This window comes from Vibrio tubiashii ATCC 19109 (genome assembly GCF_000772105.1).
Taxonomy (GTDB): Bacteria; Pseudomonadota; Gammaproteobacteria; order Enterobacterales; family Vibrionaceae; genus Vibrio; species Vibrio tubiashii.
In genome coordinates this window covers 131,596-150,359 of record NZ_CP009354.1, presented here as the reverse complement: position 1 = coordinate 150,359, position 18,764 = coordinate 131,596, and the positions used below count along the sequence as shown (strand labels likewise).

The following is an 18,764-nucleotide window of genomic DNA, read 5'->3' as shown; positions in this document are numbered from 1 at the left end:
TTAGTATAATTTTATTACTTATATAACCCTTTGGATTTCATTTCTTCGATAGAATCCTCATATAAGTCAACTTTCACGCTTTGCTTGTTTACCCAGTCAGTGAATAATCTCATTCCAGTTTGAAAATCGACTTTTGGCTCAAAGCCAATTTTGCTCTTAATTTTTCCGAGATCGGCATAATTATGTCGTATATCACCTAATCGATAATTGCCAGTGACTTCAATTTTTGATTCCGATTGGTAAATATTCTTTAAAGTATTTGCGACCGTGAGTACATCAGTGCATACACCGGAACCGACATTAAAAATTTGACCGTTTGCATTATCATCAAAAATAGACAAGCAGATAGACTCAACAACATCGTCAATATATACAAAGTCTCGACTTTCAAGCCCATCTTCAAAAATATTAATATCGTTGCCATTCTTAATTCGAGTTGAGAAGATAGATAATATACCGGTATAAGGATTTGAAAGTGATTGACCAACCCCGTAAACATTTTGAAATCTTAAAGAAACAGTCGCAATCGATAAGCTTTCCCCTGAAAGCATAACCATTTGCTCTTGAACTTGTTTAGTTATTCCATAAATAGAAGAAGGGTGGATCTTACTGTCTTCATCTGTTGGGCACAATAAAACCTTACTACTACAAACTGGACACTTAACTTCAAAATCACCACTTGTCATATCATGATCATTTCGGCTCATTGGATAAACTTCGCCATGTGTTTCACACAAATATTTGCCTTCTCCATAAATTGAACGAGAAGAAGCAATCACTATTTTTTGGATTCCATGGTCTTGGTTAGCTAGTATATCTAGTAATATTGCAGTCCCGTTAATGTTGCATGTTGAGTACTTTTCAATCTCATACATTGATTGACCTGTACCTGTTTCTGCGGCTAAGTGTACAACCGTGTCTACACCATCTAGGGCCTTATTCCAATCATTCCTAGAAGTCACGGAACCATGGATAAACTCAACTTTTTCATCTAACGAACAGTAAAGAGGAGAGGTGTTTGGGTTTTCTCCATGAATTTGAGGAGATAAGCTATCGAGAACCTTGACAGAATGCCCATCCGAAACAAGTTTCGAAGCTAAGTTTGAGCCAATAAACCCAGCACCACCAGTAATTAAAATATTTCTTTTCATCTTAAACCTATAATTTTTTGCTACTCGCTTGAACCCAACATTGTTCATTGGAATCATAATATTTAATTATTCGGGCTGGGGAGCCAGCAATAACGCAATAATCGGGAAAAATACCTTTAACAACAGAGTTAGCACCAACAATACAATGCTTACCAAGTATAGTGCCCGGCATTATAACTGACCCATAACCAATAAAGCAATTGTCACCAATATGAGTACTTTTGACATCTAAGGGCTGCTCCATGATATGAATATCCAAAGCTTCGTATTGATGATCCACATCAGAAACAAATACATTAGAAGAAATGGTTGTATCCTTCCCAATTCTAACATCATTGACGCTTATAATATGGAGGTTCTGTCCAATAGAGACGTTGTTACCAATCTGAATACTACCCCCCAAAGACTCAACCCTTGCGTTTGGGTATATTCTAACTCTATCCCCAAAAGAGAAGTGTTTAACACCGCTTAGATAACATGTAGGGCCTATATAACTAAACCAACCGAAACGATTCATAAACGGCTTATAGAATATGGCTCTCAACATCCAAATTAATTTTAATACTCTACTCAACGTATCCACCTTAAAAGCAAACAGATCCCCGTATACACTCGAGTCGACACCTTGTGAGACAGGCTAAACTTGCTGACTTCACCGCCACTTGAAGCGTTGTGAGCATGTCTTCGATATAACATCAATGGTTCATCTAAAGTGGCGACATTGAATTTCATTTCAGCGACTAGTGAAATCCAATAATCATGAGCGCAGTATTTTTGTTTTTTGGGAAATGGCAATGAACAATCTAAGACTCTTCGATTGAATGCCATACAGGCACCAATATAACGAGGTTTAATAAAATTCTTCAGAAAACCGCTACTTGTCCGATGTATTGAAAAGTGTGAGTTATAGATCGTCTCTAATTTGTCGTTCACCACCTTGCAATCACTTACTACTAAGTCATTTTTAGATAATAGATATGACATTCTTTGAACTTTATTAGGTTCCCAGACATCATCTTGATCACATAGGAAAATAATATCTCCAGTGCATTGACTTAATGCATTTTCAAAGTTTCTTGTATATCCTTTGCCCAAACTATTTAAATATATTTTGACCCTAGGATCATTTAACTCTTTAACAATTTCAAGTGTATTATCTGTAGAATAATCATCTGAAATTATAATTTCGTCTTCAGTGCCCAGTTGAGGGAAGATAGAATTTAATTGTTCCACTAGATATTCTCCACCATTATAGGTCGCTATGCAAACTGAAACTTTCAAATTTAACCTCTCGATATATAATTAACAAATAACGAACTAACAACAAGAATTTTTCTTTCTAAATAACAAATTCTGAAAAAAGTAACTAAGTAAGAAAATAAAAGCTATATAGAAAATAGGAACAAGAAATGAAATAATGTTAATAAACACTGCCATACCTCCATTCAGTGATATGATAGAACCAATCTGAGCATACAAGGCAATGAAAAGTGCGTTTTTAGGTAATTTAAAAATAAAGTTAGATATAGACGCAACAAAAAATCCAACCCAAAGTGGAGAGAATATAACCCCTCCGATTCCCCAAAGAGCCCAAGCTTCTGAAATGAAGTTACCAACGATTAATCCCGCCTCACCATTAAGGACTGAGGAGTAATCATATATTTCAAACAGTACCCTACCATACCGAAAGTATTCAACATCAAAGACCTTGGCTAATACTCCTGATACTGATAAGCCACCAAGAAATTCATGATTGTCGGGAAAGTAATCGAAAGACAAGAAAATAGCAGATGTTTGAGCTATAAACAAACGACCTCCAAGCTTCCCTAGTGCTTGATACAAATCAGAATGACCAATAAGGAATATGAAAAGAAAAAGCATTAGTAAAAATGATAAACCGCCAAAGATCAATAATGTCTTCAATTTTATTCCGTTATTCATAACGACATTAATGAGAAAAAATCCAAGCATATATAAAACAACTGGTGCTTTTTCAAAATTATATGTTAACGCAAAAAAGGAAGTGACAAATGAAATAGTGAATAATATGGTGGGTAATCTACTTTTATCAGTCTTAATTACTACATAAAGTACATATGAGACTAGGATCGGTAGCTTCAAAGCTATCATATCTTTAATAAATGGAGAACCGGAAAAGTAAAGCTTGGCATTAGTTCTTGATACCTGAATCTCGGAAAAACTTGCTCCCTTTAACAATTCAATTATTGGTACAGACTCCATACTAATGTAAACATACAAAAGAGAAGCAATTGATACCAATAAACAAACTAACAATGACAGCAGCAACGATTTGTTACTGAGTTGATATGAATTAATAACTTCTTTAGTTAGATAACGCTCAAACAGATTCGACCTAATTGAATAATTAAATAGAAGATTCGATGCCATCATTCCAACTGGGTATGCAATTAAGAAATAAAGTATAGCATACCAACCAAGATTTCGACTTTCATTACTAACGTCACCTGTTATTGCCCAAAACCTAATCCCAAATATTAAATCAAATTGGGTAACGACTAAAACCACACCGATGAAAGTCATTAAAATTATATCTTTATAGAAAAGATAGGAGTTAATATTTAGCTTGGTCAGACTAAATGACCCCATAGCAAAATAAAACAATATCAGTGATAAGAAAAAGACCAATGTAGTAACAGTTAATATTTCATATAAGTTATTCATAGGTCTAAACACTTACCATTTTTTGATCTTTTTTAAGGAGAAACATAATAATACACATATACGCTGTATAAAATATAAATCCAGATATTGCGTGACCAATAATCATCAAATCCTTCATGTACAACAAAGGAATAACTACACTCACAATTCTAAATAAGGAACCAAGAAATTGGAAAACCATTCCTATTTTTTGTTTGGATAAAACATCCATTGAATAAGACACAGGAGAGGACATCAATTGCATACAAAACCAAGGCGTTAAATATAGTGTATACACACCTGCCATCTTCCACTCGGGACCAAAAATAATAGGAAATATATAAGGAGCACTAACACCAATAGTGACTAATGGTAAAACGCCTAACTTAACCAATTTCTTTATGATGTCAACCGTATAATTATACAGATTGTTTTTCTTTCGTTCTTCATGCGCCTTTGATATGTATATCTGAGATACAGAATTGGACAGAAGCGACAGCGGTGCTTGTATAATTCGAATAGCCAACATCAAATAACCTGCATCAGGAGTTACACCGTAAATTGCAATGATTATAATTGGAACTTGGATAGATGAAACATTAAATAGCGATTGGAATGTTGAATAAAGTGGATAGTTCCTATAGCTAATTGCTGTTTTTTTTAATTGACTAAAATCTAATGAGAAGAGCTTTTTAGATAGAAAACTTAGATATCTTCTATAACTAAAAATACCCCAAACAACATATAATATGTAGCCTATTAGCAAACCACCAAAAAACTTTGTAAAACCCAAAAAACCTTGCGAGGAATTTTGTATCAATGACTGGAGTATTTTTGTTTTTGAAGATAACTTAAAATTTTTATCTCTAACAACTAGAAAGTCGAGTAAGTTAAAAAGACCTAACAAGAAGACAGTAACAATTGCAAGGATAATAAATTCAAGGGTAATCCTTGCTTCATCAATATAATTGTAAATAAAATAGGCTGATATAGCTAAAGTGACAGAGAATCCGGTAAGTGAAACAAAGGCCAATATAGACAAATCGTCCTTTTCACTTTCACTTTTAGACAAGGGAATAGCAATTTCAAATCTCAAGCAAGCGATAGTAGAGCATATACTAACTATAGAAAGAAATAGCGATAACTGAGCAAAACTCTCGGGAGTATAAAGTCTAGTTAGAAAAGGAAGAGCTACTATGCTTACTACTTGTCCAATAGCAGTACCACTAACTAATAGCCCAACATTTCTAAAAAAGTCTTCTTTAAGAATCTTTTTTAACATCTACTTGCTCAAGTATCCATGCATTGGAAGGCTTAATATTTTTCTTGATATACTCTCAGCCACAGGGAAATCTCCTTCACTATAACCGAGATACCTAAATGCCTCTTGTAGGTGTAAGCATTTTTCATAGTAAATCATAGTTGGTATCTTCTGCATCGTGAACTCTTTAATGACTTCTTCTCTACGCTCAACAAGAATAGAATATTGAGCCCAAGAACTTGTATAACCATCAGGAACTAATGGTAAGATGTACTCCGAATTCAAAGTCGAGTTATAATTTTCAGCTGCTATATTGCGGTTAGCCAATTCGGTTGGGAATTCTGCTAATTTTTCAAGTAAGATAGCAGCTTGAATAGTGTCTAAACGACTATTCATACCGATGCGAACATTATCATACTTATTAGAACCTTTACCGTGAACTCTATAAGATTTAATTAACTCCGCATATTCATCATCATCAGTAAAGATGGCTCCGCCATCACCATAACACCCTAAAGGTTTCGCTGGGAAAAAGCTAGTAGTAGCCAAATCACCAAAGCTTCCCGCTCGCTCACCGTTTATTGTACCACCGAAACCTTGTGCAGCATCTTCAATTACTTTGAGGCCATACTTTTTCGCGATAAGAGCAATCTCTGGATAGTTAGCAGGCAAACCAAATAAATCAACCGAAATAATCGCTTTCGGTTTGAGGAGCCCTTCCTTAATTACTTTCTTAATTTTATCTTCAAGATCTCTAGTACAAATATTGTATGTTGCACGGTCTGAATCCACAAACACGGGTGTAGCGCCTTCATATGCTATGGTTTCTGCCGTAGCAAAAAAGGTAAATGTCGGGCAAAATACCGCATCACCTTCGGACACACCTATTGCCATCATTGCTAATGTCAATGCATCTGTTCCGTTGGCACAAGTTATTGCATGCTTGACTCCTACATATTGTGCAAGCTTATCCTCTAACTCATTGACTTCAGGTCCCATGATATATCGCCCATGGTCAAGCACTCTATGGATGCGCTCATCAATTCTGTCTTTAAGGTGGTTATACTGGGCTTGTAAATCAATAAAGTGCATTAAATTCCCCTCTACCATTAGAGCTTATCTACCAAGCATATAAATTATTGTTTTTTAGGCAGTTTTCTTGCTGGATTTCCAAAATAGTTACTATCGTCGGAAACATCTGTTACTACAACAGCACCTAAGCCAATAACAACATTATTACCCACAACCTTTCTTTGGAGAATAGAGGCGTTAGGAGCAATCCTAGTATTACAGCCAATTTTTACATATCCACACAAAGCAACCGAAGCAGTAATAGTACAATTATCTCCTATTACACAATCGTGAGCTATGTGATTGAGGGCATCCATTTTAGTACCCTTCCCAATAATAGTATTATCGAAGTTTCCCCTAGAGACATTGCAACCAGGCCCAATTTCAACATCATTATTTATTAAGACTCCGCCTAAAGAAGGAACCGAGTGATATTCATCATCATAGTAGAAAGAATAACTTTCACTACCTATTATTGCATTGGCCCTGATAGTACAGTTAGAACCAATAATCGTCCCACCTCGGATAATTACACCATCCTCAACAACCGTATTATCCCCGATCACCACATCATCATCAATACAACAATTCTCACCTATTTTAGCCGTGTCAGAAATATTTGATTCTATTTTTTTAAAACTAATTTTACTAATAATTTCAACTAAACATTTCTTACTATTTTTTACTACAATACAATTATAACCATCAATATTCTCTTGAGTTAGTAATACAAATTTATCACTAACTTCAGGCAGATCACCTTTGGTATACTCACAAAGACTATTTTCTAAAGGTGAAGAAATATCTGATATTGAATTGACTTCAAATTCTTTCCCAAAATATTCAAACTCTTCCAGTAATTCACATATTTCGCTTACGCTCAATGAGTGAGAAAATATATTATTCATAATTAAGTCCTAACAGAATTAAGCAGTGCTTCCTGCATCAACAGTAAAAGTCGACCCAGTAATCCCTGATGCACTATCTGATATTAAAAATACGGCCATACTGGATGCGTCTGAAACATTCGCTAGCCTGCCAAGGCAACTGCGTCTCTTAATTTTCTCAAGCTTTGCCCCTCTCAGATCACCTGTCATGTTAGTCTCCATATAGCCAGGAGCAAGTGTGTTTACTGTAATTTGCGCTTTACCAAGTTCTCGAGCGAGAGATTTAGTAAACCCAGATAATGCTGATTTAGTTGCACCGTATACACTCAGACCATTGAAACCTGTTGAACCAATAATCGAACCAACATTCACAATCCTACCATCTTTATTCAATAACATAGATCGCGATACGTACTTTGTCAGTAGAATTGGGGCTTCTATGTTAACCTTGAGCAATACTGTGATATCGGATTCATGCATTGTTGCAAGAACACCGTCGTGACCTAGTGCTGCATTATTAACCAAGCCGTAGATACGCCCATGTTTTTTTGTTACTCGCTTCACTAGTGAAGCTATTTGTTCAGTTTTTTCGAAATCAAACTTGTAAAAATGCACCGTTTCTGGGTATTCAGCTTTAAGACTTTCGTATTCTTTTGTCACCGTTCTGCTAATGCCAATAACATTATACCCTTCAGCAGCCAACTGACTTGATATTTCTAAACCTAAGCCTTTCGCTGAGCCTGTTACAATCACATTTTTCATATTTTCTTCCTAACTTTCTTTCCAGTAGCGTTAGTTGCAATAACTCCAACCTGCTTAAATACTGCTGGTATTTCAAACGCTTCAAGCTTGCCTCGACAAAATGTAATTAGCTCTGTTTTAAGCTCTTTACTAGAAATAACCTGACCTTGCTCAGATACAACAATATCAGCGGAAACCAAAGATCCTAACACTGGATTATTTTTAGCAAACACATTTGCCATTGATACTAAAGGGCTATCTTCAAGTACTGCTTCAACTTTTTCTGGCATTACTTTATTGCCGCCAACATTAATCGAGCCACTTTCACGTCCAAGAAAAAGGATTCTATCATTTTTAACTTCAACCATATCTCCGGTGTTAAAATAATTATCAGCATCCAAACCCAGCTCACCTTTAACAAAGTTAGAGCAGCCATGCTGACTTCGAATCCATAGCAAACCATTTTTAACTTTCAAATCGCATGCCAAAGCACCTTCAACGGTGAGGAAATTGGCAGGAAACCCTTCTTTTTTATCTTTAACAGCGAACCCAACACCAGCTTCTGTTGATGCATAAATATGGATTATATTCGCATCAGGAAAACTATTAGATAAGGCATTTAGAATACCTTGATTACTAATCTCGCCACCTAATGTAATTCGTTTAAGAGGAATACTCTTATGCGAAGAAACCATTAATAGTTTACGCCAGAAAGAAGGAGTAGCCGAAAGGCAGTTTACATGGTTATTCTCATACAGTTTGACTAATAGATCGATAGATTCGATCTTAGATGGAATAACTAATGTTGAGCCAGCAACAAGAGCTTGTAAATAAACCTGAAGGCCGGCAAATCGATTGATATCATATGATAGCCCCCAAATGAACTCCCCGCCACGATCAATATTTTTCTGAGCCGTAGCGGTCAAAGAGTTTAACTTATATGACACCAATTTAGGTGTACCTGTTGTTCCAGACGTCGCTAATATATAGTCAGCCACATTTTCATTTTTCTTTTCAGAATATTGAAAACCTGTCACCGGCTCAACTGATGTAACAGAGAAATTGCCCAATCTAATGACATAGGAAATGCCAGCAGATAGATAAAATTCCATACCATCACTAATATTTTCAGTTGGCTGTAAAAAAACACTATTACAAATGCTATCAATTGCTGGTAAATATACAGCTAACGACTCTCTATCATCAGAAATAATTGCACAATTTTCGCCGACCAATTCAGAAAATTCCTCACAGAACTCCGAACATAATTGTAAGATATCACCAAACGTATAGTTCTTATTTTCAAATTTAAGAAAGCACCTCTCGCTTGGCACTTTTTGTAGGTGGTGTACAATTTTATTATTCTGTTCGATTTTCATAAATTTCTAAAAACTCACCAAACGTAGTAGGGTAGACTGCATTTTCCATTTCTTGGAATGGGTCAAAATCTAACTCTTCTTCAAGTAAAGCAACTAAAATTGCAAAACCTAAAGAATCTAAGCCACTTTCTAACAATACTTGTGCATCATCAATATCTGTATATTGAAGATCAACATTTGTTTGTTCTAATGCTTCATTTAATTTTTCTATTATAATTTTTCTCACGATTAAATATCTCTCAGTCATTAATTTAATAATGGATACAGAAGGAAGGCTCATGGCATTATTCTAAGTTCTCACCTAGAGGCAATCAACCAAACCATATCCGCTGGAATAAAGGTACGTATACATGAATTTGAAACTATTTCCATAATTACTTTATCAAGTTTCTCAATATTGGATGATGTAGGCTCGGATTGCTAACAACCTCTTGGTCACGTATTTTTTCAACAGTTTCAATTGCCGCTCGGTTTTCGTTTAAACCATAGCCATTACCATTTAGTATGTTTTGGTAGCTTTGGGTATGAAGATCAGTAAAACCGCCTGAGAACTCAAGCTCTTCATCACCAATAATAATACTGCGGTAAGTTTTCTTTTCTCCTTGAACAGCATTTTCAGGCAAGTGATTTGCGTCAATTGATAAGAACCACTTAACACGTGCGCGATCGTATTCTAGATACCCAGCAACTGTTTGTTCATCTTTGTAGTGAACTTCATTTTCTTTAATATCTCCAAAAATAAAATGTAACATATCAAAGAAATGCACTCCTACGTTAGTTGCAACGCCACCAGATTTCTCATTAACACCTTTCCATGATTTTAAATACCATTTACCGCGAGATGTCATATAAGTTAGTTCGACATCAAATATTTTATCTATCGGTGCATTTTTAACTTTATCACGAAGAGCAATTATTGATGGATGTAAACGCAATTGCAAAATGCTGTTAACTTTCGCGTTGTATTTATCTTCATATTTTTTTAACACGTCAATATCGGACGAATTCAAAACTAATGGTTTCTCACAAATTACATCTATGCCGTTTTTCAGAGCAAACTTCATTTGTGATACATGAAGATAGTTCGGTGAGCAAATAGATACATAATCTAACTTATTTCCGGCAATAGCCTCATCTTCTACAAATGCCGAGAAATCTTCGAACTCAGTAAAAAACTCAGACTCAGGAAAGTGCATATCCATAATTCCAACAGAATCATTGACATCCATTGCGACAACGAGCTGGTTTCCTGTATCTTTAATCGCATTCAAATGACGAGGGGCGATATAACCAGCAGTGCCAATAAGGGCAAATTTTTTCATACTAAAGTTCCTTATAATCGAATATCTGATTCATCAGCTGCAAGCACATGCTTCACATCGTATAATATATGTGCTTCTTTACCAAAAGATCTTAGTTTTTCCTCACCCATAACTTTAAATTCACTGTGATCTACAGCTAAAACTACAGCATCATATTTGCCTTGCTCTAAACTATCAATCAACTCTATTCCATATTCATCACGTACTTCTTTTGAAGATGCCCAACTGTCATAAACGTCAACAGACACGTTAAAGTCTTTGAGCTCTCTAACAATGTCAATGATTTTTGTATTGCGTACATCTGGACAATCGCCCTTAAAAGTGAAACCCAGAACCAATATTTTGGCTTCGTCAATATGTATGCGCTTACTAGCTAATTTTTTCACAAGTTGTGTCGCGATATACTCACCCATTCCATCATTAATACGACGTCCAGCCAGTATCACTTCAGGCCTATATCCAACCTCTTGTGCTTTATGAGTCAAATAATAAGGATCAACACTGATACAGTGCCCACCTACTAGACCAGGCTTAAAAGGAAGAAAGTTCCATTTTGTGCCAGCAGCCTTAAGTACATCACCCGTATCAATGTGCAACTTATTGAATATTTTAGCGAACTCGTTAATGATCGCTATATTCAAATCTCTCTGGGTATTTTCAATCACTTTAGCGGCTTCTGCGACTTTGATCGACGGTGCTTTATGCGTACCTGCTGAAACTATCGATGAATATAACCCATCTACGAAATCAGCAACTTCAGGTGTTGACCCCGAAGTTATCTTAACAATTGTAGTTAGCCTATTTTCCTTGTCCCCTGGGTTAATACGCTCTGGGCTATAACCTGCATAAAAATCTTGGTTATACTTCAAACCCGATTTCTTTTCTATAATAGGTAAACAAACCTCTTCAGTTGCCCCTGGGTATACCGTGGATTCAAAGATAACAATGTCCCCTTTGCTTATAATGGTCCCTAGAGCTGAAGAAGCTTTTTGAAGTGGTGTCAAATCAGGCACCTTGTCTTCAGTAATCGGGGTCGGAACAGTCACTATATAGATGTTACAGTCAACAAGATCTGACAATTGGCTTGTGTAAGATAAAAGTGTGGCTTCAGCTAATTCTTCCGACGAACATTCTAACGTAGAGTCAAGGCCCGACGAAAGTTCTTCGATGCGTCCCTGGTTAATGTCAAATCCGATTGTTTGATATACTTTACCAAATTCAACAGCTAAAGGAAGGCCAACATAACCTTGACCTATAATTGCAATTTTATTATTTTTAAATTTCATCGAAATACCTTAATTTTCACTCTAAATACTTGGGATAGATTGTGTAACTTACACACAAACTCAAACTTTATAATCTAGCTTTGAAATAACGGCGACAGAAATAATCACCAAATTCTAAAAGCACTGCCATTCAAAAATATTCCACACAAAAAACAGAGCAACATAATACCGACATAAAATCTATTTAAATTATATTCCTTCGTCCTAACTATGGTTCTAAAACAAGTTAAATATACACTTAATTTCGAATACGAAAATAAGATTAGAACGAAGTACTCATAACAGCTTCGCATCAGTGACATTTTGTTTCTATTTCGCCAATCTCTTTTAGTATATTGCATACCATCGTAAAGGATAAACTCATCCTCAGAAGCAATTAAATCAAAGTAACCTTCCCAAGGAATATAGTTAGATTGTATTATTGCGACTTTTTTCATTTAGTATCCATTATAGATCAATAATAGTATGCAATACATGGTCAGTACCTGTAGAATTGGTCAGGGCGCTGCAAGCAGTCTTTAAAAGTCAAAAATCTTAGATTTAATAGGTTTCATTATCCCGGTCCAATCTAAATTTTCTTGAGCAAAATCTCTAATCATACTCTTATTAAAATTAGAAGAGTTATACCATTTAATTATATCTTGAATATCTATCTCACTATCATCATTTGGTACATGGTAGACAAACTGGCAATTTTCTTCAAAATCTCGGTCTTCACATCCTAAAATGAAAGGAATACCTCTGGCAGCATACTCCCTTGTCTTTAACGAACTGGACACGAATAAGTTTGCTCTATACATAGCTAATGAGTCGACTCCAATATGACATAAGTCAAATAGACTATCTAATTCTCGCCCTAACTTATTACCATGGAAAAATACTGATTTCTCTACTCCCAACTCTTTAGCTGATTTTTTTAATGTCGCCAATGCCGGCCCTTCGCCAACGATATGTAATTCAACGTTTTCAGAACAGCTAGCCATTGCAACAAAGAAACGCTCATATCCATGCCATTCAGCTAAGTTAGCTACAGCGATAAAACGTATTGTTTTATTATCAATAGTATCCTGCTTAACTTTCACAGAACTTACGTCTATTCCATTGTAAAACCTAATGCTAGGAATATTGAACACATCAAGGTCTTCAATACCAATATATGTAACTAGATCTACACAAGCCTTTAGCATTCCAAGGTGACAATACTCCCATGTATAAAGAATCTTATTTGCAAAATTCAGCTCATTTCGGTAAGGGTAAGTAGGTACTTCTAATACGACTTTAGTACCTCGCCCTTTTATTACCTTCAATGCATTTATGAATGAGCCATTTATAAAGCTTTTCCTAATATATACAACGTCGTAATGATTGTTTGGGTCGGTCAGATAATTGCGTAAAACTTTGGGATAAACGAAACGATTCTTCAGCCTAACTAAATGTGATTGTTTCTCTTTCCCCAATGAATCATCATTGACCTTAAATTGTTCGCCATCTAGGTAAGTTAGGTCAACTTTGCAACCCAACTTTCTCAAAGCTTTAGTTTGAGCCGTAACTTTCTTGTATATACCTGGTTCATTATTTTTATCAACCACTGTTAAGTATAATATCTTATTCATAAACGCCACTTAAACTTTAGATTTTATACATTTTTGGTATCTTATTTACAACATCAATAGCTTCTTTAAAATCTATTCCCAAGGTATCTAGATACCAACGAATATTCGGATATCTAGGTCGATTTTCTTTTTCAACCAAAGCAAGAGCTTCTTCCCTAGTAATATCACCTTCTCGAATTTGATTGCTTCGGAACGTATCATGCTCAGTAAAGCCAGCAACGGTATAGTAGACATAATTGTAAAAAGCCGCAGTGCCGTCACCAATACGCCAAGTAGTATCAGTGTCAATAGCCTTTTCCCAGTCATATTCATTTAAAAGCGTATTGTCAATAATATTCTCATCCCAGTGCCAGTAATCATATACTTGATAATAATCTTGCTTCTCTACACAACTACGATGATATTCTCCAGATAAGGTATCCCACAAAGAGGAGTTAAAATAACTAGGGCTGTCCATCATTGCGCCAAAACGCTTGCGCTGGTAATGAATCTGTTTCATTAAGCCATTTGAATATACTTGTTGTTGCGCGAAATCAGGTGCAATGCCTAAAAAACCAGTTTTAAAATGAGTGACCTCTAAAGGGTTTGCACCCCACATATTTAAATTGATACCTGTTTGTTTCTTAATTCTCTCTAGATATCTAAAGAAGTGCTTATCACCAGCAGTGAGTATACTCATCATTCCTAAGTGTGGTGACTTTAACCATGCTTTTAAGTTCATGGAAATATTTTTTCTCTTTTTAGTAATATCAGCCGCCACAATTATATTTTCAACACCCAATTTAGAACACATTCTGCTTATATTTCTTCGCCCTAAATCGGTAACCATCCCCCAATCATATGTATAAGTTACGGGTTTCATTTTTAGCTCATTGACTATCAAATGGAGGCTATAACAGCTATCACGTCCACCTGAAAATGGAACCAAGCAATCAAGTTGATTACCAGGCCTTCTATAAGGCTTTACTAATTCAAAAAGGTTTTCCTTAGGTTTTGGAACATTACGCAACTTATAGTTATTACAATAATTACATACCCCATCACTATCAAATTCAATATACGGCATTGTTTCTGGCAATATACATTTAGTACATCTTTTTAGGTCATGCTTATGATATTCTAACAATGCTTCTTCTGGCCTAAACTTCAGCTCTGGAACTAAATCTACTTTTCGACCTTTAAAGTCTTTTATTTTAATGTTCTGTTTAGTTTCTGGTATATCTAAAACAACACAGTCACTAATTATTTGTTCAATATCATTGCACCCAAGCAAATTAAGTGCATATGATTCTGACGCAAAATATTTTGCCCCACTCTTTTCTCCAATATAAAGGCTTCCATTATTGGAAAAAAGAACGACCTTACCAACTTCCGGGATAAACAATGCGCAGGAGATGACACCTTGACAAAGTGTTAGTACTTTCGCTGATAAATCATCAATTGATGTACCATTTTTTAGTTCATCTTCAACGATTCCTAGTATAACTTCTGAATCAATTTTACGCTCACGCTTACTAGACAGTTCACTCCAAATAGAATCATCATTAACAATAATACCATTATGAATGGCCATTATGTTTTTCTTGACTACAGGTTGATTATCTTCTAAACCATTTGTAATTAAACGACTATGTCCAAAAATAACATTTGTTTCATCCAAGGCAGCCTTTCTTTTTAACTTATCAATATTATAATCAGCTCTATATACATTATACTGATTGTCAGAAAAGGTTATCAATCCACTGGAATCTTGTCCTCTTTGCTTTGAATGCTTGACAAGTATGTTTAGATCTTTTATATTTATTTTTGAATTAGAAACAATTCCAAAAATACCACACATTAGCTTATACCTTAGAAATAATTTGTAAGATTCGGTCTATATTAATAATTATCATATTCTGTCGATAATATGCATTAGATCATTCGCATTTCTATCTTTTCCAGATAACATCGGCGCTTCTTCCATAAGAGGCCATTGAATATTTATTTTGGGGTCTTCCCAAGAAATAGATAATTCTGCTTGCGGATTATAATAATCAGTACATTTGTAAACGAATTCAGCCTCATCGCTCGTCACATAAAAACCATGAGCAAAACCTTCCGGCACCCAAAGTTGGCGCTTGTTCTCCGCAGACAAGTACTCCCCAATCCATTGGCCAAAAGTCGGAGAATCCTTCCTTATATCCACAGCCACATCAAAAACCTCACCTGACACTACACGAACGAGCTTGCCCTGTGTATTCTCGGTTTGGTAATGCAAACCACGCAAAATCCCTTTCTTAGACTTGGAATGGTTATCTTGAACGAATTGCGTCGACTTTCCCGTCACAAGTTCTTCAAATTGCTTTTGATTCCAGGTTTCCATAAAGAAACCACGCTCATCACCAAACACTGTTGGTTCGATAATTTTTACATCTGGAATTTTTGTATCAATAACTTTCATAGCTTTATTCCGCATACGCTTTAATATTCTTAAGTGCCTTTACCCAATCGCTAGCTTGTATGGCAAACGCCTCGTTGATTTTTCGAGTACTTAGCTTTGAGTTACTAGGACGCTTGGCCGGTGTTGGATATTGTTCTGTTGTAATGCTTGATAGAATTGGCTTATTTTCTAAGACGCAATGCCCAACTGCGGTATCAAAAATTGTATCCGCAAATTCATACCAGCTCACATGTGGCAAACCCGAATAATGGTATACTCCATAATCTACCGATTTATTATTCGATATGGTTTTGGCTATTTCAACTAGTGCTTCAGCAATGTCGCCAGCGTAGGTGGGGCCTCCAAACTGATCTCCAACAATATCTAGTTCATTATGAGTGGCGGCAAGACGAAGCATAGTTTTTACAAAATTGTTGCCATGCTCAGCAAATACCCATGCGGTGCGTAAGATAATATGCTTATCACAACCCTCAGCTACTGCAATCTCTCCTGCTAACTTGCTAGCGCCGTAAACCCCCTGAGGATTGGTTGCATTACTCTCGACATACTCTCCGACTTTGTTTCCTTCGAACACATAGTCTGTCGAGATATGTAAAATAGCTGCACCAATACCTTGAGCCGCCTCAGCTAGAAATTTAGGGCCATCACGGTTGATTGCGTATGAAAGTTCAACCTCTTGCTCGGCTCTATCAACGGCTGTATGCGCTGCTGCGTTGATGATGATGGTAGGGTTAAAAGCTTTTACCGCGTCATTTACTGCTTCTTGATTGGTGATATCCAGCTCTTCTCTATCGACAGCCAACAAGACCACGCTTTCAGTGTTGGAAAGAATTTTTGTCAGGCAATAGCCTACCTGCCCGTTACAACCTGTGACTAATATTCGCATTATCCTTTCGCCTTATTTTTGCTTTCATTCATTAGGTTCGCAAGATATTGCCCATATTCGTTTTTCATCATCGGCTCTGCAAGTGTTGATACTTGTTTATCGCTCAACCAATCATTACGCCACGCAATTTCCTCCAAACAAGCGATTTTTAATCCTTGTACATGCTCGATGGTTTGAACAAATGATGATGCTTCATGAAGGCTTTCGTGCGTGCCAGTATCTAGCCAAGCAAAACCGCGGCCGAGCAGTTCAACATTAAGAGAACCGTCATTGAGGTACATCTCATTAATGGATGTGATTTCAAGCTCGCCTCTATCAGACGGTTTCACTTGCTTGGCAAACTCTACCACTCTATTGTCGTAGAAGTATAAGCCTGTAACCGCATAGTTTGACTTTGGTTGCACCGGCTTTTCCTCAATTGACACCGCTTTCATGCTCTCATCAAACTCTACAACACCAAAACGCTCAGGGTCTTTCACTTGATAGCCAAACACCGTTGCACCACTTTCTCGCGATGCAGTATTTCGAAGGGTCTTACTGAAGGACTGGCCATAGAAGATGTTGTCTCCGAGCACTAAACACACACTTTCATCGCCGATAAAGTCTTCACCAATAATAAACGCTTGCGCTAGCCCATCAGGGCTTGGTTGAATGGCGTATTCTAAGTTGATGCCGAAATCACTGCCATCACCTAGTAAACGCCTAAAGCTTTCATTATCTTCTGGAGTTGTGATGATCAGAATGTCTTTTATACCCGCCAACATTAACGTTGAAATCGGGTAAAACACCATCGGTTTATCGTAGATAGGTAACAGTTGCTTAGATACACCACGTGTAAGTGGATAAAGGCGAGTTCCTGACCCCCCTGCCAGTACAATACCTTTCATTACTTGCTCTCCCCCGACACTACACCCAAACGCTCGCGTTGGTAGCTACCATCTTGAACATTTTGGCACCATTGCTGATTGTCTAAATACCATTGAACCGTCTTCTTCAGGCCAGTTTCGAACGTTTCCACAGGAGTCCAGCCAAGCTCTTTTTGCATTTTGCTTGAGTCAATCGCGTAGCGGCGATCATGTCCTGGCCTATCTTGAACGTAGGTAATTTGTTCAGCGTAAGCGGTCTCTTTCGGGACTAGCGTGTCCAAAATGGAACAAATGGTTTGTACTACTTCTAAGTTTTGCTTTTCGTTGTGACCGCCAATGTTGTATGTTTGACCAACGATACCCTCTGTAATCACTTTGTAAAGCGCATGAGCATGATCTTCTACATACAGCCAATCTCGAATTTGGTCGCCTTTTCCGTAAATAGGTAAATCTTTACCCTCCAGAGCATTCAGGATAACTAGCGGAATCAGTTTTTCCGGGAAATGGTACGGACCGTAGTTATTTGAACAGTTAGTTACCATGGTTGGTAGACCGTAAGTGCGCAGCCATGCTCGAACCAAGTGATCGCTAGAAGCTTTTGACGCAGAGTATGGACTAGATGGGGCATAAGGCGTAGTCTCCAAGAACATTGGAAGTTCATTACCTGCCTCTACCTCATCTGGATGCGGTAGGTCACCGTAAACTTCATCAGTTGAGATATGGTGGAAACGAAATGCTTGCTTAGAACCTTCATCTAAAGTGTTCCAGTAGGCTCGCGTTGCTTCTAGTAATGTGTAGGTACCTACTACGTTTGTTTCAATAAATGCTGCAGGTCCAGTAATGGATCGGTCGACATGAGATTCCGCGGCTAAATGCATGACCGCATCAGGTTGATGCTCGCTGAACACCCGGTCAAGCTCTGAACGATTACAAATATTCACCTGCTCAAAGGCATAACGCTCATCTAGTGCCACACCGACCAGTGACTCCAAATTCCCTGCATATGTCAAGCAATCGACATTCACAACGCTATCGTTAGTGTTCTCGATGATATGGCGAACGACCGCTGAGCCGATAAAACCAGCGCCTCCAGTAACTAATATCTTCATTAAAGAAATCCTAAATACCTAAAACCAGAAATCAAAACAAATCAAAACAAATCAAAAGGTTAAACCA

Annotated in this window: 19 protein-coding genes; all 19 read right to left on the bottom strand. The window is 36.8% G+C overall.

Annotation, left to right across the window (positions count from 1 at the left end; all coding sequences use genetic code 11):
- Window positions 1-14: 14 nt before the first annotated feature.
- The 19 genes from IX91_RS00715 to rfbB all read right to left on the bottom strand — a co-directional run bounded on the left by IX91_RS00715 (window position 15) and on the right by rfbB (window position 18,697).
- On the bottom strand, window positions 15-1,151 hold the full coding sequence (locus IX91_RS00715) for an NAD-dependent epimerase/dehydratase family protein (protein ID WP_004742920.1): 1,137 nt from the start codon (window positions 1,149-1,151) through the stop codon (window positions 15-17).
- 7 nt (window positions 1,152-1,158) lie between these two features.
- Window positions 1,159-1,734 (bottom strand): acyltransferase, encoded by a 576-nt coding sequence (locus IX91_RS00710; RefSeq protein WP_236642828.1) that lies wholly within the window; start codon window positions 1,732-1,734, stop codon window positions 1,159-1,161.
- Window positions 1,722-2,384, bottom strand: a complete 663-nt coding sequence (locus IX91_RS00705; RefSeq protein ID WP_004742918.1) for a glycosyltransferase — start codon at window positions 2,382-2,384, stop codon at window positions 1,722-1,724. Before IX91_RS00705 ends, IX91_RS00710 begins: the two co-directional genes overlap by 13 nt.
- An 84-nt stretch (window positions 2,385-2,468) precedes the next feature.
- On the bottom strand, window positions 2,469-3,854 hold the full coding sequence (locus tag IX91_RS00700) for a hypothetical protein (protein ID WP_004742917.1): 1,386 nt from the start codon (window positions 3,852-3,854) through the stop codon (window positions 2,469-2,471).
- A gap of 4 nt (window positions 3,855-3,858) precedes the next feature.
- Window positions 3,859-5,115 (bottom strand): lipopolysaccharide biosynthesis protein, encoded by a 1,257-nt coding sequence (locus IX91_RS00695; RefSeq protein ID WP_004742916.1) that lies wholly within the window; start codon window positions 5,113-5,115, stop codon window positions 3,859-3,861.
- A complete protein-coding gene (locus IX91_RS00690; protein WP_004742915.1) occupies window positions 5,116-6,186 on the bottom strand; it encodes a DegT/DnrJ/EryC1/StrS family aminotransferase in 1,071 nt (356 codons plus the stop codon).
- Between the two features lie 44 nt (window positions 6,187-6,230).
- Window positions 6,231-7,073: an LbetaH domain-containing protein gene (locus IX91_RS00685; protein ID WP_004742914.1), complete on the bottom strand. Its 843-nt coding sequence runs from the start codon at window positions 7,071-7,073 to the stop codon at window positions 6,231-6,233.
- An 18-nt stretch (window positions 7,074-7,091) separates the two neighbouring features.
- Window positions 7,092-7,814 carry an SDR family NAD(P)-dependent oxidoreductase gene (locus IX91_RS00680; protein WP_004742913.1) on the bottom strand — a complete coding sequence of 241 codons (723 nt, stop codon included), beginning with the start codon at window positions 7,812-7,814 and terminating at the stop codon, window positions 7,092-7,094.
- A complete protein-coding gene (locus IX91_RS00675) occupies window positions 7,811-9,172 on the bottom strand; it encodes an AMP-binding protein (protein ID WP_004742912.1) in 1,362 nt (453 codons plus the stop codon). The genes IX91_RS00680 and IX91_RS00675 overlap by 4 nt, the downstream gene beginning before the upstream one ends.
- The gene (locus IX91_RS00670; protein WP_004742911.1) at window positions 9,153-9,452 is read right to left on the bottom strand and encodes a hypothetical protein; all 300 of its coding nucleotides are present in this window, start codon (window positions 9,450-9,452) and stop codon (window positions 9,153-9,155) included. The genes IX91_RS00675 and IX91_RS00670 overlap by 20 nt, the downstream gene beginning before the upstream one ends.
- 94 nt (window positions 9,453-9,546) lie before the next feature.
- The gene (locus IX91_RS00665; RefSeq protein WP_004742910.1) at window positions 9,547-10,494 is read right to left on the bottom strand and encodes a Gfo/Idh/MocA family protein; all 948 of its coding nucleotides are present in this window, start codon (window positions 10,492-10,494) and stop codon (window positions 9,547-9,549) included.
- 11 nt (window positions 10,495-10,505) lie between these two features.
- Window positions 10,506-11,780: a Vi polysaccharide biosynthesis UDP-N-acetylglucosamine C-6 dehydrogenase TviB gene (gene tviB, locus IX91_RS00660; RefSeq protein WP_004742909.1), complete on the bottom strand. Its 1,275-nt coding sequence runs from the start codon at window positions 11,778-11,780 to the stop codon at window positions 10,506-10,508.
- A 104-nt stretch (window positions 11,781-11,884) separates the two neighbouring features.
- Window positions 11,885-12,217, bottom strand: coding sequence for a WbqC family protein (locus IX91_RS26780; protein WP_004742908.1), 333 nt, complete (start codon window positions 12,215-12,217; stop codon window positions 11,885-11,887).
- An 81-nt stretch (window positions 12,218-12,298) separates the two neighbouring features.
- The gene (locus IX91_RS00650) at window positions 12,299-13,393 is read right to left on the bottom strand and encodes a glycosyltransferase (RefSeq protein WP_004742907.1); all 1,095 of its coding nucleotides are present in this window, start codon (window positions 13,391-13,393) and stop codon (window positions 12,299-12,301) included.
- A 16-nt stretch (window positions 13,394-13,409) separates the two neighbouring features.
- Complete coding sequence (locus tag IX91_RS00645; RefSeq protein WP_004742906.1) at window positions 13,410-15,233, bottom strand: glucosamine 6-phosphate synthetase; 1,824 nt, start codon at window positions 15,231-15,233, stop codon at window positions 13,410-13,412.
- A gap of 51 nt (window positions 15,234-15,284) precedes the next feature.
- Window positions 15,285-15,836 carry a dTDP-4-dehydrorhamnose 3,5-epimerase gene (gene rfbC / locus IX91_RS00640; protein WP_004742905.1) on the bottom strand — a complete coding sequence of 184 codons (552 nt, stop codon included), beginning with the start codon at window positions 15,834-15,836 and terminating at the stop codon, window positions 15,285-15,287.
- Between the two features lie 4 nt (window positions 15,837-15,840).
- Window positions 15,841-16,722 carry a dTDP-4-dehydrorhamnose reductase gene (gene rfbD / locus IX91_RS00635; RefSeq protein ID WP_004742904.1) on the bottom strand — a complete coding sequence of 294 codons (882 nt, stop codon included), beginning with the start codon at window positions 16,720-16,722 and terminating at the stop codon, window positions 15,841-15,843.
- Complete coding sequence (gene rfbA / locus IX91_RS00630) at window positions 16,722-17,609, bottom strand: glucose-1-phosphate thymidylyltransferase RfbA (protein WP_004742903.1); 888 nt, start codon at window positions 17,607-17,609, stop codon at window positions 16,722-16,724. Before rfbA ends, rfbD begins: the two co-directional genes overlap by 1 nt.
- Entirely contained in the window at window positions 17,609-18,697 is a 1,089-nt protein-coding gene (gene rfbB / locus IX91_RS00625; protein ID WP_004742902.1) for a dTDP-glucose 4,6-dehydratase, read from the bottom strand. Before rfbB ends, rfbA begins: the two co-directional genes overlap by 1 nt.
- Between the last annotated feature and the right edge of the window lie 67 nt (window positions 18,698-18,764).

What these genes read in the sequence shown, in the direction of transcription:
- IX91_RS00695 (WP_004742916.1), bottom strand. Translation starts at nt 5,115, where the DNA reads ATGTTAAAAAAGATTCTTAAAGAAGACTTTTTTAGAAATGTTGGGCTA.
- rfbD (WP_004742904.1), bottom strand. Translation starts at nt 16,722, where the DNA reads ATGCGAATATTAGTCACAGGTTGTAACGGGCAGGTAGGCTATTGCCTG.
- IX91_RS00715 (WP_004742920.1), bottom strand. Translation starts at nt 1,151, where the DNA reads ATGAAAAGAAATATTTTAATTACTGGTGGTGCTGGGTTTATTGGCTCA.
- rfbB (WP_004742902.1), bottom strand. Translation starts at nt 18,697, where the DNA reads ATGAAGATATTAGTTACTGGAGGCGCTGGTTTTATCGGCTCAGCGGTC.
- IX91_RS00690 (WP_004742915.1), bottom strand. Translation starts at nt 6,186, where the DNA reads ATGCACTTTATTGATTTACAAGCCCAGTATAACCACCTTAAAGACAGA.
- IX91_RS00670 (WP_004742911.1), bottom strand. Translation starts at nt 9,452, where the DNA reads ATGAGCCTTCCTTCTGTATCCATTATTAAATTAATGACTGAGAGATAT.
- IX91_RS00645 (WP_004742906.1), bottom strand. Translation starts at nt 15,233, where the DNA reads ATGTGTGGTATTTTTGGAATTGTTTCTAATTCAAAAATAAATATAAAA.
- IX91_RS00675 (WP_004742912.1), bottom strand. Translation starts at nt 9,172, where the DNA reads ATGAAAATCGAACAGAATAATAAAATTGTACACCACCTACAAAAAGTG.
- IX91_RS00665 (WP_004742910.1), bottom strand. Translation starts at nt 10,494, where the DNA reads ATGAAAAAATTTGCCCTTATTGGCACTGCTGGTTATATCGCCCCTCGT.
- IX91_RS00650 (WP_004742907.1), bottom strand. Translation starts at nt 13,393, where the DNA reads ATGAATAAGATATTATACTTAACAGTGGTTGATAAAAATAATGAACCA.
- IX91_RS26780 (WP_004742908.1), bottom strand. Translation starts at nt 12,217, where the DNA reads ATGAAAAAAGTCGCAATAATACAATCTAACTATATTCCTTGGGAAGGT.
- rfbC (WP_004742905.1), bottom strand. Translation starts at nt 15,836, where the DNA reads ATGAAAGTTATTGATACAAAAATTCCAGATGTAAAAATTATCGAACCA.
- rfbA (WP_004742903.1), bottom strand. Translation starts at nt 17,609, where the DNA reads ATGAAAGGTATTGTACTGGCAGGGGGGTCAGGAACTCGCCTTTATCCA.
- tviB (WP_004742909.1), bottom strand. Translation starts at nt 11,780, where the DNA reads ATGAAATTTAAAAATAATAAAATTGCAATTATAGGTCAAGGTTATGTT.
- IX91_RS00700 (WP_004742917.1), bottom strand. Translation starts at nt 3,854, where the DNA reads ATGAATAACTTATATGAAATATTAACTGTTACTACATTGGTCTTTTTC.
- IX91_RS00680 (WP_004742913.1), bottom strand. Translation starts at nt 7,814, where the DNA reads ATGAAAAATGTGATTGTAACAGGCTCAGCGAAAGGCTTAGGTTTAGAA.
- IX91_RS00685 (WP_004742914.1), bottom strand. Translation starts at nt 7,073, where the DNA reads ATGAATAATATATTTTCTCACTCATTGAGCGTAAGCGAAATATGTGAA.